At 50.0% G+C, this 14,504-nt stretch carries 16 protein-coding genes; 10 read left to right on the top strand and 6 right to left on the bottom strand.

The window, feature by feature from the left end:
- Positions 1 to 55: 55 nt before the first annotated feature.
- From ACW9SV_RS06860 to ACW9SV_RS06875, 4 genes are all read right to left on the bottom strand, one after another.
- On the bottom strand, positions 56 to 997 hold the full coding sequence (locus ACW9SV_RS06860; RefSeq protein ID WP_479555998.1) for a ring-cleaving dioxygenase: 942 nt from the start codon (positions 995 to 997) through the stop codon (positions 56 to 58).
- 9 nt (positions 998 to 1,006) lie between these two features.
- Entirely contained in the window at positions 1,007 to 1,717 is a 711-nt protein-coding gene (locus ACW9SV_RS06865) for a pirin family protein (RefSeq protein ID WP_479555999.1), read from the bottom strand.
- Positions 1,718 to 1,835: 118 nt separating this feature from the next.
- The gene (locus ACW9SV_RS06870; protein ID WP_479556514.1) at positions 1,836 to 2,372 is read right to left on the bottom strand and encodes a YceI family protein; all 537 of its coding nucleotides are present in this window, start codon (positions 2,370 to 2,372) and stop codon (positions 1,836 to 1,838) included.
- 287 nt (positions 2,373 to 2,659) lie between these two features.
- The gene (locus ACW9SV_RS06875) at positions 2,660 to 3,121 is read right to left on the bottom strand and encodes a nuclear transport factor 2 family protein (protein WP_479556000.1); all 462 of its coding nucleotides are present in this window, start codon (positions 3,119 to 3,121) and stop codon (positions 2,660 to 2,662) included.
- A 343-nt stretch (positions 3,122 to 3,464) separates the two neighbouring features.
- On the opposite strand from ACW9SV_RS06875, the gene ACW9SV_RS06880 reads away from it, so the two are divergent.
- The 8 genes from ACW9SV_RS06880 (at position 3,465) to ACW9SV_RS06915 (ending at position 12,480) form a co-directional block, all read left to right on the top strand.
- Entirely contained in the window at positions 3,465 to 4,715 is a 1,251-nt protein-coding gene (locus ACW9SV_RS06880; protein WP_479556001.1) for an efflux RND transporter periplasmic adaptor subunit, read from the top strand.
- Between the two features lie 244 nt (positions 4,716 to 4,959).
- Positions 4,960 to 5,649, top strand: a complete 690-nt coding sequence (locus ACW9SV_RS06885) for an ABC transporter ATP-binding protein (protein ID WP_479556002.1) — start codon at positions 4,960 to 4,962, stop codon at positions 5,647 to 5,649.
- An 11-nt stretch (positions 5,650 to 5,660) separates the two neighbouring features.
- Positions 5,661 to 8,072 (top strand): ABC transporter permease, encoded by a 2,412-nt coding sequence (locus ACW9SV_RS06890; RefSeq protein WP_479556003.1) that lies wholly within the window; start codon positions 5,661 to 5,663, stop codon positions 8,070 to 8,072.
- A 310-nt stretch (positions 8,073 to 8,382) separates the two neighbouring features.
- On the top strand, positions 8,383 to 9,270 hold the full coding sequence (locus ACW9SV_RS06895; protein WP_479556004.1) for an STAS domain-containing protein: 888 nt from the start codon (positions 8,383 to 8,385) through the stop codon (positions 9,268 to 9,270).
- Positions 9,271 to 9,282: 12 nt separating this feature from the next.
- Entirely contained in the window at positions 9,283 to 9,681 is a 399-nt protein-coding gene (locus ACW9SV_RS06900; RefSeq protein ID WP_479556005.1) for an STAS domain-containing protein, read from the top strand.
- Complete coding sequence (locus ACW9SV_RS06905) at positions 9,665 to 10,078, top strand: anti-sigma regulatory factor (protein ID WP_479556006.1); 414 nt, start codon at positions 9,665 to 9,667, stop codon at positions 10,076 to 10,078. Before ACW9SV_RS06900 ends, ACW9SV_RS06905 begins: the two co-directional genes overlap by 17 nt.
- A complete protein-coding gene (locus tag ACW9SV_RS06910) occupies positions 10,068 to 11,111 on the top strand; it encodes an ATP-binding protein (protein ID WP_479556007.1) in 1,044 nt (347 codons plus the stop codon). The genes ACW9SV_RS06905 and ACW9SV_RS06910 overlap by 11 nt, the downstream gene beginning before the upstream one ends.
- Positions 11,112 to 11,115: 4 nt before the next feature.
- Entirely contained in the window at positions 11,116 to 12,480 is a 1,365-nt protein-coding gene (locus ACW9SV_RS06915; protein ID WP_479556008.1) for an ATP-binding protein, read from the top strand.
- 69 nt (positions 12,481 to 12,549) lie between these two features.
- Here the strand turns inward: ACW9SV_RS06915 and ACW9SV_RS06920 are convergent, their stop codons facing one another.
- Positions 12,550 to 12,972 carry a response regulator gene (locus ACW9SV_RS06920; RefSeq protein ID WP_479556009.1) on the bottom strand — a complete coding sequence of 141 codons (423 nt, stop codon included), beginning with the start codon at positions 12,970 to 12,972 and terminating at the stop codon, positions 12,550 to 12,552.
- Positions 12,973 to 13,437: 465 nt separating this feature from the next.
- On the opposite strand from ACW9SV_RS06920, the gene ACW9SV_RS06925 reads away from it, so the two are divergent.
- Positions 13,438 to 13,842 (top strand): hypothetical protein, encoded by a 405-nt coding sequence (locus tag ACW9SV_RS06925; RefSeq protein WP_479556010.1) that lies wholly within the window; start codon positions 13,438 to 13,440, stop codon positions 13,840 to 13,842.
- A 45-nt stretch (positions 13,843 to 13,887) separates the two neighbouring features.
- Here ACW9SV_RS06925 and ACW9SV_RS06930 read toward each other — a convergent pair whose 3' ends face one another.
- Positions 13,888 to 14,181 carry a hypothetical protein gene (locus ACW9SV_RS06930; RefSeq protein ID WP_479556011.1) on the bottom strand — a complete coding sequence of 98 codons (294 nt, stop codon included), beginning with the start codon at positions 14,179 to 14,181 and terminating at the stop codon, positions 13,888 to 13,890.
- Between the two features lie 142 nt (positions 14,182 to 14,323).
- On the opposite strand from ACW9SV_RS06930, the gene ACW9SV_RS06935 reads away from it, so the two are divergent.
- Positions 14,324 to 14,497 (top strand): hypothetical protein, encoded by a 174-nt coding sequence (locus ACW9SV_RS06935; RefSeq protein WP_479556012.1) that lies wholly within the window; start codon positions 14,324 to 14,326, stop codon positions 14,495 to 14,497.
- The last annotated feature ends 7 nt before the right edge of the window (positions 14,498 to 14,504 follow it).

Consider the following 14,504-nt stretch of genomic DNA (forward strand, 5'->3'; position numbering starts at 1 on the left):
GGGAAACGGGCCTAAAAAGCCGCTTCAAAATTGACTTGAAGCGGCTTTCCTTTTTTTAGTCCAGATTGGGCAAAACGGCCTCAATATCGGTGCGACGTGGCTCGTACTGCGGCGGCAGCAACAAGCTGGAACCTAGTTTGTCCCAAGGTTCATCAATCCCGAAGCCCGGATTATCCGTGGCAATCTCAAACAACACCCCACCCGGCTCCCGGAAGTACAGCGAGTAGAAGTAGTTGCGGTCAATTTTCTCGGTGATTTGCAGACCAAGGCCAGCGCGTCTTACTTTCTCCTGGAACTGCATGAGGGTTTCCTCGTCTTTCACTCGGAACGCAATGTGGTGGTTGGTTCCGGCTCCGCCCATTCCGCGGGCTTCGTTGGGCAGTTCTACCAGGTCAATGATGGCGGCGTGCTCCACGGCATCGGTGATGTAGCGGTAGCGGTTGCCGCTTTTCTCCAGCAAGGTGTAACCCAAAATATCGGTGAGAACGGCGGCCGTGCCTTTGATGTCGCGCAGAGTCAAGGTCACGCTGTGGAAGCCTTTGGTGGCTACGCTGGCGTTCACCTCGTCGGTTTCCCAGGCTACGCGGTTGTCCTGGTTTTTAGGGATGACCAGCTCCAGTTTCAGGCCGTCTGGGTCCAGGAAGGTCAGGTACTGCTCGCCAAATTTCTCTGACGGCTTGTTGTAGATGACGTTGTGCTTCTCAAGCCGGTTTATCCAGAAATCAAAGCTTCCTTCTGGCACGGAGTAGCCTATGTTGGTGGCCATGCCGGTTCCGGCGCTGCCGCGGCGAGCACCCTCGTACGGGAAGAAGGTTAAGATGGTACCTGCACTGCCGCGCTCATCGCCGTAGTACAGGTGGTAAGTGCCGGGGTCGTCAAAGTTGACGGTTTTTTTGAGCAGGCGCAGCCCCAGCACTTTGGTATAGAAGTCTACGTTCTTTTTAGCCGAATCTGCAATGGCCGTGATGTGATGCAGGCCTAATATTCTGTTTTCCATGATGCGTGGTTAATGGTTGATAGGCACCTCAATGAGGAGGAATCTGCTATCGGTTTGGAAACTAAATTGAAGCTGATCTGTGTCCCAGAGGCCCAACGCTTCGCGGTCAGTCAGCGGCTGGTCATTCACTTGAAAGGAGCCGCTGATGCTGAAGACGAAGAGGCCTTTGTTCAGGGGGTTAAAAGAATACGTAAGCGGCTGGCCTTGCTCAAAGTACCCCAGAGAGAGTTTCGCGTTCTGGTTTATCCAGCAGTGGCTCTGGCCTTCCTCGTTGCTCACCACAGTGGTCAGCTGGTTTACCCGTTTCTCCTCAGGGAAAAAGCGGCGCTGGTACCGGGGCGTGATGTTCTGCAGCTTGGGTTCAATCCATATTTGCAGGAAGTTGACCTCGTCCTGACCTACGTTGTGCTCCTCATGCCGAAGACCGCTGCCGGCGCTCATGATCTGCACCCAGTCTTTGTGCACGGTTTCTTTGTAGCCCAACGAGTCAATGTGGCTCATAGACCCGGAAAGCATCACGGAGATAATCTCCATGTTGGCATGCGGATGAATCCCGAAGCCGTTTTCCGGGGCCACGTAATCATCGTTGAAGACCCGCAGCAATCCAAAACCTGCCCTTACCGGATTATAGTGACTGGAGAAACTGAAGATGAAATTGCTCTTCAGCCACCCTATGTCTTTCAGGCCCCGTTGCCCGGGGGAATATCTTTCTACTTGCATGCTTTTAGTTTTTGAGATTGTACGGGTACCAGGAGAAAAAGAACCTACCAGATGCGCTTTACTCCCTGGTTTTCAAAACGACGCTTAAAACAGGATGACCTGCCTCACCGGCAAAGGCTTAGGCTTGTTTCACCAACTGGATTTCGGCTTGCAGCTTGATCTCGTCGCTCACCACTACGCTTCCGGCTTCGGTTACGGCATTCCAGGTCAAACCAAACTCCTTGCGGCTGATTTTACCAGTTACGGTGAAACCCGCTTTGGTCTGGCCATATGGGTCTACCACAATACCACCGAACTCTACTTTCACGGTTACCGGTTTGGTGATGCCTTTGATGGTTAAGTCGCCGTGCAGTTGGTAGTCATCGCCACCTACGTTCTCATAGCGGTTCCCTACAAACCGGATCTCGCCGTGGTTTTCAGCATCAAAGAAATCAGCTGATTTCAAGTGCGTGTCGCGCTGCTCGTTGTTCGTGTTAATAGAATTCACATCGGCGGTGAACAGGACGCTGCTGGCACTGGTGAACTGCTCATCTTCGGTTTCAGCCTCCACGTGGAAGTTTTGGAAGTAACCGGTCACCGTAGTAATCATCAAGTGTTTTACTTTGAACTGAACTTCACTGTGCATTGGGTCTACTGCCCATTTTGTAGTTGCGATGGTAGTTTCCATTGTCTTACTTTTTGTTTAGTTTAACTTTTGAGTTCTCTTTCTGAGTTGATGCAACAAATGTATATACATTTAATGTACATACACGCATTCATGTATAAAAGTTTCAAAATATTTTTTCTTCGCTTCAACCCTCTTCCCCCAAGCACCTTATTTTTAGACACAAAACGGCTCAGGCACTTATCAAAGCCTTGTAGCCTTAACAGGTGCCTGAGCCGTTTTTACTATGTTTTTTTGTAAAATAGGTGAAATACGCTTCTATAGATTAGCGGCCTTCCTTACTTCTTAGCGGTTGGCACAGACTGCCACAGCACGTTCATGACCCACCACTTATCTTTCTCTTTCACCAGGTGAATGTAGTCAATGCCCCACACCGCTGTTACTTTCGCCGAGGCTGTTTTGTCGCAGATATCCAGAATCTGCACCTCCTGTACAGAGGAGGCGTTGGCTTGCTTCCCGTCTTTGTTCCAGCGCTTGGCCAGACTTACTAAGGCTTGAAAAGGCATTTCCTGCTGTTTGGAGTAGGCTTGGTTGGTAGCAGAATACGAAAAGCCTCGCTTTTGCAGCAGCGGGTGCACACTTCGGTAGGCGATGGTGGTGTCTGCTTTATAAAAGGCCTGAATGTAATCCTGGCAGGCGGAACGCACCCCGGCTTTGTCTTGCTCGGTGGAAGTACACTGGGCCCATCCGGCGGTCCCGAAGACCGCAGACAGAAGAATAGTAGCGACAAGTTTTTTCATGCTTATATTAAGTTGATGGAAGCAAACGAAAGCAAGGCTGCTGTACTTTTGAAGGCAATTATTTGCTACTATGGACGCCTCCTCCTGAGGTAGCATTTGGATTGGCAAAAGCAGGCGAGTCTCTGTAATTAGACAGAGATGCGCTTTTCACCTGTTTTCCTGAAAAGACACCTAAAAGAGGAAATGGCTGCACGGAGCCCGACCACCGATGTTCGGGCATGAACAAATAGTGTCCGCTGGCGCACACTTTGCAAATCAGCAAATCCATTTAACGCTGAAAGACAGTGATTTACAAAAATGGCACAGCAATTGGCAGGAGTACTATACATTAGAAGTTTTTCCCATGGATCGTATCATTGAAAAGAAGCGCTGGACACCAAAGAAGATTGCCGGGTATGCCGCGGCAGTCCTCCTCATCGGGTTGGTGACCTATTTCATTGGCTTCGCTGATAATAGCTCTAAACTGAATGTGGAGAGCCAGAAGATTACCATGGCCACGGTGAGCCAGGGTTCTTTTCAAGAGTTTATTCCGGTAGACGGCACGGTGCATCCCATCAAAACCATCCTGATTCCGGCGGTGGAAGGCGGTACCGTGGAGGAGAAATACCTGGAAGGCGGTAAACCTGTGAAACAAGGCGACCCCATCCTGAAGCTCACCAACAACCGGCTGGTGCTGGACTTCATGAACCAGGAAACCCTCATGAATGATCTCATTAACAACCTCCAGAACTCTAAATTGAGCTTGCAGCAAAACAAATTCAATTTGAGACGCCGCTTGGCTACCTTGAACGCCCAGGTAGATGCCGCCAAAGATATCTATGAACGCAATATCTCTTTGTTTGAAGCCAAAGCCGTGTCTCAGCAGGAATTCTATGGTTTCAAAAGAGAGTATGACCGCCTGAAAGCCGAACGAGTAATTGAGCTGGAATCACAGAAATTTGAGGAAAACAACGCCCGGCAGCAGATTGCGCAGTTAGAGGCCACCATTGCCCGCACCAGCCGCAACCTGCAGATGATGGAAGACAACCTCAAGAACCTGTACATCAAAGCTCCTATCTCTGGTCAGCTCTCCTCCATCCAGGTAGAGTTGGGCACGCCCGTGCAATCTGGTCAGGTGATTGGGCAGATTGATGACTTAAGCGGTTTCAAGGTAAAAGCCGAACTGGACCAGCATTACGTGAGCCGCGTCTTTGCCGGACAGCAAGCCTCCTTCTCCTACAACGGCCAGACCTATCCCTTGGAGATTGCCCTAGTGTACTCCGAAGTAACGAACGGCCGCTTCCCGGTAGACATGAAGTTCATCGGGAAGGTACCAGAAGGCATCCGCCGCGGACAAACCCTGCAGATCAGATTGCAATTGTCGGACCCAGCGCCGGCTGTGTTGCTGCCCCGCGGAGGTTTCTACCAAAGCACCGGCGGCGCCTGGGCCTACGTGCTGGATGAAACCGGCAAAGCCGCCACCAAGCGCAGCATCCGGTTAGGCCGCCAAAACCCAGAGTATTATGAGGTACTGGAAGGCCTCAAACCCGGCGAGCAGGTCATTGTCTCTTCTTATGACGCCTTCAATGACAAAGACAAACTGGAGCTGAAGTAGTCCTGAGTTCTAAGTCTTGAGTTCTGATTTGAAAATAAACACGCATTTCGTCCCCCTTTGAAGGGGGTAGGGAGATGACAAAGAGGCGAGAAGAACCAGAAAGCACTAACGATAGAAGATAAAAAGATGATTCTCAGGAATGCCTGATCTGCAAGAGGAATCATCCCCCTACCCCCTTTGAAGGGGGACCGATCTGCAAGAGTAAATAAACAATCAACAACCAGCCATAAACAACCAAAAAGACATGATAAAGACCGTCAATCTTCAGAAGAAATATACCACCGATGAGGTGGAAACCACCGCTCTGGTAAATGTGAACCTGAACGTACGCCAAGGCGAGTTTGTGGCTATCATGGGTCCGTCTGGTTGCGGTAAATCCACATTGCTTAACATTATTGGGTTGCTGGATAACCCCAGCAGCGGCGAGTTCTATTTTCTGGACAAGGAGATTTCCAAATTCAGTGAACGGCAGCGGGCGAACCTGCGGAAAGAGCACCTGGGCTTCGTGTTCCAGAGCTTCAACCTCATTGATGAACTGACGGTGTACGAAAACGTGGAACTGCCTTTAATTTACCTCAAAGTGGGTAACGCTGAGCGCAAGCAGCGGGTGGAGCAAGTGTTGGAGCAAATGCAGATCGCGCACCGCCGCAACCACTTCCCGCAGCAGCTCTCGGGCGGGCAGCAGCAACGGGTAGCCATCGCCCGGGCGGTGGTTTCCAAGCCTAAATTACTTTTAGCGGATGAGCCTACCGGTAACCTAGACTCGGCGCACGGCCAGGAAGTGATGCAACTACTGAGCTCCCTCAATGAGCAAGGCACCACCATTGTGATGGTAACCCACTCCCCCACCGATGCCGATTACGCCCACCGCATTGTAAACCTGTTTGACGGTCAGATCATCTCTGAGAATGTGAAAGAGCTCGCCATCCTGTAAGTCTGCAAGCCATGTTTAAAAACTATTTTTTAGTTGCGGTACGCACACTGCGCCGCAACCTGGGGTATACCATGCTCAATGTGATCGGCCTGGCTTTGGGCATCACCTGCAGCCTGCTGCTGTATTTGGTCATCCGGCATGAGCTCAGCTATGACACGTTCCACAGCAAGGCTGACCGTATCTACCGCATCAACGTGGACAATCTATCCGCTAACGGGCCTGGGCACTCGGCGGGTACTCCCTTCCCAATGCTGGCTACCCTCAAAGCCACTTTGCCAGAGCTGACTCCTGCCACGCACGTATTTAATGAAGAAGGGGGCACCTTCACGGTAGTCTCTACAGATGAGAAAGTACCGCCCAAGAAGTTCAGGGAGGAAAGGAACGTTTTGTTTGTGGAACCCGCCTTCTTTGACCTGTTTGACTTCCCTACCGACGGCATCAATGGCCAGCAGGCCCTCAAAGACGTGAACACGGTGCTGCTCACCCAAACCATCGCAGATAAATACTTTCCGGGTGAGAACCCACTGGGCAGGGTGGTGCGCATGAACAACAAGATAAATCTGAAGGTGACCGGGGTAATCCCAGATGCGCCTGCCAACACAGATTTACCGTACCAGATGCTCATTGACTATGAGTCTTCCAAAGCCATTAACACGTTCTCTAACAATTCCTGGAACAGCACCTATAGTAACCAGCAGGTGTACTTCGCCATCTCTCCCGGCGCTAACCTGAGACAGGCCGAAGACCGCTTGAACGAGGTGACCGCCAAGTACCGCCCCCGCTCTCCCCTTGTAAAAGAACGCTACACCTTTCAGCCGCTCACGCAATTGCACTTTGATGAACGGTACGGCACTTTCAACAACCGTACGGTGAGCAAGACCACACTGTGGGCACTAGGCCTGATCGGGATATTTCTGGTGCTGGTTGCTTCTATCAACTTCGTGAACCTGGCCACCGCCCAAGCCTTGCGCCGGGCCAAAGAAGTGGGCATGCGCAAAGTACTAGGAGCCAACAAGCCGCAGCTCATGACCCAGTTCCTGCTTGAAACAGGCTTGATCACCTTCTTCTCCCTGGCCTTGTCTGTGGTGTTTGCCGAGTTGCTGCTGCCGTCTTTAAACAAACTGCTGGAACTGCAGATCTCATTTTCTATCCTGCAGGATGCGCAGATGCTGGCTTTTCTGCTGGTCACGCTGGTGGCCGTTACCTTCTTTGCGGGGTTCTACCCAGCCATGGTTATCTCTGGGTTCCAGCCTATCTCTGCCCTGAAAAGCAAGACGTCCACCGCCCGGGCTGCGGGGCTGTCATTGCGCCGCACGCTGGTAGTGTTGCAATTCACTGTTTGCCAGGTACTCATCATCTGCACCATTATTGTGCATAACCAGATGGAGTACTTCCGGTCGGCGTCCCTGGGGTTTGACAAGGAAGCGATCGTGAACGTTTCGCTCCCTGGCGGTAAAGCCAAGGACCTGATGGCACTTCGGCCACAGTTGGAAGCGCACCCGGCCATCAAAGCAACCTCGTTTGCCATTGCCCCACCCTCTGCCAACATTGACATGAACACGTCTTTCAAGTACGATGACTTTACCGTGGAGCGCAACTTTAGCGTGAACATGAAAGTGGCCGACGAGCACTACCTCAAAACCTTTAATATTCCATTGTTGGCTGGCCGGATGTACGAAAAAGGCGACACCATGCGGGAGTTCCTGGTGAATGAGACGTTTCTGAAGCAAGTGGGCGAAAAGGACCCGCAAGCGGCCATCGGCAAGGATCTGATGGTCAACGGCGATCAATCCAAGGGCAAGATTGTGGGGGTTGTCAAGGACTTTCACCTGGCTTCTTTACGTACCGAAATTCCGCCGGTAGTGATGTCCACCTTCACTGATATCTATATGTTCCTGAATGTTAAACTGGAGCAGAAAAACGCGAAGGCGGCCTTGGCCCATCTGCAGAATGTCTACCAGACCGCTTACCCAGATGATGTTTTTCATTATGAGTTCTTTGATGATTCCATTGCCCGGTTTTATGAGGAGGAACAGCGGCAGGCGCATTTGTTCAAAATCTTCTCCGTCATCGCTATCTTGATCGGGTGTTTGGGCCTTTATGGTTTAGTCTCCTTTATGGTTACGCAACGCACCAAAGAAGTAGGTGTACGCAAAGTGTTGGGTGCTTCCTCGGCCAGCATAGTGGGCTTATTTTCCTTGGACTTCGTGAAACTGGTGCTCATCGCCTTTGTCATTGCCGGACCTATCTCTTACTACTTCATGGACAAGTGGCTCCAGGACTTTAGCTACCGCATTGATATTGGATCTTGGGTGTTCTTAGCAGCCGGTGCATTGACCCTATTGATCGCTTTAACTACGGTAAGCGTGCAGGCTTTGCGGGCTGCGTTCTCTAACCCGGTGCGGGCACTCAAAACAGAATAGAGCCTACGCTCAGCCATCTGCTTCACGGGTACTTTTCTTAAAACAGCCCTGAAACGAATAAGAGGCGTAGTTAGAATTCTTCCTTCCGGATCATTGCCTTATGGTTTTCCCGCCGTGTGACACGGCGGGGATTTTTCATTTTAAGCCTCCAGTCTAGCGAGGGTAGCGAAAAAGTAATCTTCTGCACCTACCCTAGTAGACGCATTAATGCTTACTTTTACGGCAATGTCTCCCTCCCATTCCTTTTGGGTTGTCTTCCAGAAAAGAGGCATGAAACGGAATACTGTCTTCTACTCTTGACAAAACCCTTATGAACAAAGAAAGCGCCGCTGCCCTCAAAGGAAAAAGAAAGCAAATCTTAGAAACCTGGATGGGCAACCAGTTAAAAGATGCCGCTCTGCGGGACGACCTGATGAGCGTATCAGAACTGCAGCAGCAATCAGAAGAATTCCTAACCTCTTTATTAAAAGCCTTTGCCTCTAATCAGGCTAACGACATAGAATCTGCCGGATATGAGGCCATCCACGATATCCTGAGCGAGATTTCCATTTCCCGCGCACGCCAGGGGTTCTCTCCACGTGAAACCAGCTCTTATATCCTAAGCTTGAAAGAAGTCCTTAGTCAGATATTGGAAGAACGTTTCAGAGAGGAGCCAGCGGTTCTTTACCGTGAGATTATCTCTATGAACAAGATCATGGACAGCCTGAGCCTGGTGACCATGGAAACGTATATCAAAGGTCGGGAAGAAGTGATCCTGCGCCAGTCAAGCGAGATGAACGAGATTTCTACACCGGTAATCCGGGTGTGGGAAGGTATTTTGGCTTTACCCATCATTGGAACCTTAGACAGCGCCCGTACCCAGGTGGTGATGGAAGCCCTTTTGGAAGAGATTGTTGCTACCGGTAGCCGCATTGCCATTCTGGATATCTCTGGTGTGCCCACCGTTGACTCACTGGTTGCCCAGCATTTGATTAAAACTGTAAGTGCCGCCAGATTGATGGGGGCCGAGTGTATTATCAGTGGCATCAGAGCCGAGATTGCGCAGACCATTGTCCACCTGGGCATTGACCTGACCAACATCTACACCAAAGCCACGTTGGCCAGCGCCCTGAAGATGTCTTTCTCCATGCTTAACATCCAGGTATCTAAAGCTACCCAGAACGGGCAAATTGGGTCTAAACAGAACTTTGGGTTTTAACGCGCTACTGCCATGGAAAGAATTCCTATTTTAAAGATGGGCCCCTTCCTGCTGGTAACCATCCAAGTGGATTTGTATGACCGGCTGGCCCTAACCCTGGAAAACGACCTCATCAACATGGTGAGCAAGACCGAAGCCAAAGGCGTGTTGATTGATATTTCTGCCGTCAGCATTGTAGACTCGTTCATGGGTCGTATTCTGGGCAATATTGCCTCCATGTCTAAAATCATGGATGCCGCCACCGTAGTGGTGGGAATGCAGCCAGCGGTAGCCATTACCCTGGTAGAACTTGGCCTTACGCTCTCAGGCGTACACACCGCGTTAGATGTAGAACAGGGTATGGAACTATTGCACAAAAAAATTGGCCAACTAGAACAGGACGAGGAAGGCCTCTATGATAGTTTTATCTAAAGAGAAGCTCCCCATACAGAAAGAACAGGACGTAGTCCTGTTCCGGAATAGAATCAAAGAACTAGCCACCAAAATTGGGATGAGCCTGGTTAACCAGACCAAGCTCATCACGGCGGCCAGTGAATTGGTACGTAACATGCTTCGCTACGGCGGCGGCGGCATTACGCAGTTAGAGATTGTCAGCAAAAACAGCATTCCAGGGGTTCGCCTTGTTTTCAAAGATGAAGGTCCCGGCATCAAAGACGTAACATTAGCCATGAAAGATGGTTATTCTACCGGAAAGAGTTTAGGACTGGGGTTGCCAGGAGCCAAACGCCTCGTGAATGAATTTGACATCAAGAGCGAACCCGGCAAAGGCACCACAGTCACAATTATTCGGTGGAAAAATGGACTATAATTTTGCTGAACATCACTACTTCCCCCTTGCAGACCGCACCTTTCAAAACATTGTCCGACGCGACATTGCCAGAATAGCGGAGGCGGCCGGGTTTTCTGAAGCCGAAGTGGGCCGCGTAAGTTTAGTAGTCACAGAAATGGCCACCAACCTGGTCAAGCACGCCCAGTCAAAAGGCGGTGAGTTGCTGGTGAAGCCTATTTGCCAGGAAAACGGAAAATCCTGCGGTATGGAATTGCTTTGCCTGGACAATGGCCCGGGCATGAGCGACCCCCTACGGATGATGGAAGACGGGGTCTCTACCTTTGGGAGCATGGGTCAGGGCCTGGGCGCCATCAAGCGGCAGTCAGACTTCTTTGACATTTACTCGCAACGCGGTATTGGCACTGTTATCCTCTCCCGCATTTACCGGAAAGGGAAAGCCCCTAAGGCGGCCGCCCGAAGCGAGCACAAGTTTCAGATTGGGAGCGTATTGGTACCCAAACCCGGCGAGAAAGTAAGCGGCGACGGTTGGGGGCTGCGGTTGTCACAACAAGGCGCCTACCTGATGGTGCTGGACGGCCTGGGCCACGGAGAGCATGCCCACGAGGCAGCCGTTAACGCTCTCCATGCCTTTCAGCAACAACCCAAGCAAGCTCCTTCTGAGATACTGCGAGGCGTACACGCTTCCATCAAAAGAACCCGGGGGGCTGTAGGCGCTGTAGCCCATTGGAGCGCTGAAACTAATGCCTTGTTGTTTTGTGGCATAGGAAACATTGCGGGCCGTTTGTTGGCACCAGACAAATCTAAGAGTCTGCTTTCTTACAACGGCACCCTAGGCATGAGCGTGCCCAGCACCTTGAACGACCAACACCTTCCCTGGGAGAGAGGCAACCTCATGATCTTACACTCAGACGGCTTAAAAAGCCGCTGGGATTTGAGCAAGTACCCGGAACTGAGCAGGCATGACCCAACGTTGATAGCAGCAGTACTCTATAAAGACAACACCCGCACCACCGATGATACTTTGGTTGTGGTAGTGCGTGCTACTGACTAACCCCATGGATCAACCCATTACCACCATAAAGCTGCAAAATGAGTTAGATGTTGTTTTGGCTTACAAACGGGCCATGCAGCTGTCTGAGTTTTCGGGTTTACCGGTAGCTGCCCAAACCAAATTTGCCACGGCCGTTTCTGAGATATGCCGCAATGTTTTGGAGCACGTGGGGGAAGGGACCATCCGGTTCAGTATGATAGAGAACCGCGGCACGCTCTCTCTGGAGGCGTATGTGACAGACAGAGGCCGGGGCATCCCCAACGTGCAGGAACTCTTGGATAGAAGATATACCCCATCGGGCGGAAAGGGCCAAGGCATTTATAGCTCCCGAAAGCTGGTAGACTCCTTCCAACTGGAAAGTGACTTTGAGAAGGGCACGCGTGTTCGGTTGCAGAAGCGTATCTTGGGCAATCATCCGCCTATCAACAAAGCCATTATCCAGGGGTGGTCAGATTACTTCAACTTGGAGTCTGAGATCTCTCCCTATGCCGAAATCAAAAGGCAGAACATGCAGCTGATTGAACTCATGGAGCAGTTGCGGGTGCGCACCATTGAGGCAGAATACCAGTTACAGGAAATCCAGCATCTGAACCAGGAGTTGCAGGCCTCTAACCAGGAAATCAACGCGCTTCTGCAGGAACGGGAAAGTCGAAACCTACAACTGGAAAAGGTAAACACGACTCTGGATGAGTTCGCCCATACCGTTACTCATGACCTGAAAGCGCCGCTGCAGAATATTCTGGGCCTTACCGATGCCGTTACGGACTTTCTGCTGGAAGATAAAACGGAAGATGCCCAGTCTGTGGTGCCCATGATCCAGATGCAGGCCCGCCGCATGGAACACCTGATCACCGACGTACTAGCCTATTCCTTAACGGGCCGTCAGCAGATCCAGTTAAAACCTGTTTCTGTGGGGGAACTGGTGCATAACGTGGTTTCAGCTCTGACCGTGCCCCATGGGTTTAAGGTCCATATTCCTGAAAACCTGCCTGTACTTGAGGCCGAGGAAATCTATCTGCAGCAAATTTTCAGTAACCTCCTGGGCAACGCCCTCAAGTACCATGATTTGCGCGCCGGGAACATTTGGGTGCGATGCACGCCAAACCACGGGTTCTGGGAGTTTGTGGTGGAAGATGATGGTCCGGGTATTCCCATAGAAAACCAGGAGAAGATCTTTGAGTTGTTTGAAACCACCAGCGACGTAAACCATCCCGATAGCACGGGTATTGGATTAGCCATTGTGCGTAAAATCATGCAGGAAAAAGGCGGGCGCGTTTGGGTTCACTCTCATGGCAGGGGAACAGCCATGCATTTTACCTGGCCCTTCAACCCAGATCCGGCGCTCGTAAAAACAAGCTCTTTTTTATAAAAAAACACCTAAAGGGCAAAGAAAAAGGCGCAGTCTCCACTGCGCCTTTTTCTTTGCCAATTGGCCTATTTAGCTTTTCTGATAATAATCAGCGAGGATCTCTTTTACATCACTTTCAGTTAAAGCCTTGGAGAAATGCTTTTTCACTGAGGTATATCCTTTCAGGCGCTCCAGGTCATAGAAACTGGCCGAGGAGGTTAGCATGAGAATGATCATACTGCCGTTCTCAAATAAGGCTTGGTTGTGGTACTCGTCCAGAAAGCTGAACCCGTCCATCACGGGCATCTTGATATCCAGGAAAATAAGATCTGGGTAAGCGATACCTTCCTGAGCTGATTGCTTCAGATACTCCAAGGCCTCTGCTCCATTCTTTTTGATCAGAACTTCTTTGGCTACCCCTAGTTTTGTCAATAACCGTTTATTCACAAAATTGGTGGTATCGTCGTCATCTACCAACATGATCAAATCCAACGGCTCATACTGAGTCTTCATGCAACAATCTTTAAAGTGGAGGACTAATACTAGCCTTTATCAACAGTCTGCAAATATAGCGAACTATCTTAATTCTAGTTTTAACTTATTTCATCTCTAGTTTTAACTTATTTCATCAAACTTAAATCCAATGCTTATACTTTAGCAGTACAACTTAGTTGGATGAACAAAGAAAAAGATTTTGTTGGTCCTGAGACACAGGAAGAGCCTATTAGCCTTGTTCCGCTTCTATGACTTCCTCTTTTGCATGTTTACTTTTGGATAGCTTCTATTGGCATTTGAAAGAGACAGGTACTCCCATTTTGCTACTTCTCTTCCCGGAAGTTAGCTTCAAAAATGATGCTTAACACAAAACAAAGGTATTGCGTATGAGAAGTTGGACTGACATCGCTCCTCGTACGGCATTTCCCTTTGTACAAAGATCCGGATGCACCCGTTTATTCGTACTTATAAAACAGTGTGAACATGGCCATTAACTTACAGCAAACCAGCGCCCGACTTAACTTTTATATGCGCATCAAAGAGTTGGACGTGTACCAACTCAGTGTAATGACCCAAACGCCGCCAGATGTAGTAGGCTGTATTTTACAAGGGGAAGATTATTGCATGGATGATCTGGTGACCTTGCTCAAGCAGTTACCAGACCTTAACTCTAAATGGGTGATCTACGGGGAGGGAAATGTGTTTAAATCTGAGGAAAAGCAGGGAGAACACAGCATGCCCGCCGGATTGAAGAAAGACCGGTCTGCTTATCTGGCAGAGATGCAGGCATTACTGCACCAGCTAGAGGAAATTGATAAGCAGAAGCAGCAGCAAACGCACTTAGATCAACTGCGCAGCAGAATCAGGGATTTAACAAAGCACATCTAACCCCTTGTTTCTGGCATAATTTTAGCGCAGTATTTAGTACCTGCGCTATTCATGTACGGGTGTAGTAGAAGGAGGTCTGCTGGCACTTTTATCTGTTAAATCGCGGTAGAGTTGGAAACCAAACAACCCTAAGGCTAGTACTATGCACAACAGCGTGAGGTACTGCCTGGGAGTTTTAGGGGCTCTTTGTCCGGCAGGAGGCCGTTCTCCAGACAACGCCACGGCTAATCCAAGGCTGGCCCATGCTGCTGCTGCCACAAACTCAGAAGAGAGGGCTTGCAGCAAGGCCACCAGCGCCAGCAGCGCAACCGCCAAAATCCGACCTACTTTTGTTTTCATCACCGAGTTTAGTGCCTAAGGTTTATAAGTAAAACAAATGTACAGGTACACCTTGGGTTTAAGAATTTAATTGCAAAAAGTAACGCGTGTAGGTAGGGGTAACTCCCTGTATTTCAATCTTTATGATAGGAGGAAGTATATCATGGAACAACACCGAAAACTGGAATTGCCTAAAGAGTTGCACTACTGCAACCGTAACCGCTGGGGTTTTGTCTCAACCCATAACCCCCCGCTGGTGCTGCACCAAACCCTGCCACCAGTAGCTCCTCGGGCCGAAATCTATAACTTCTGTGGTTATACGTTCTCAGATAATTGAAATCCAA

Source organism: Rufibacter sp. JT20002, assembly GCF_056491185.1.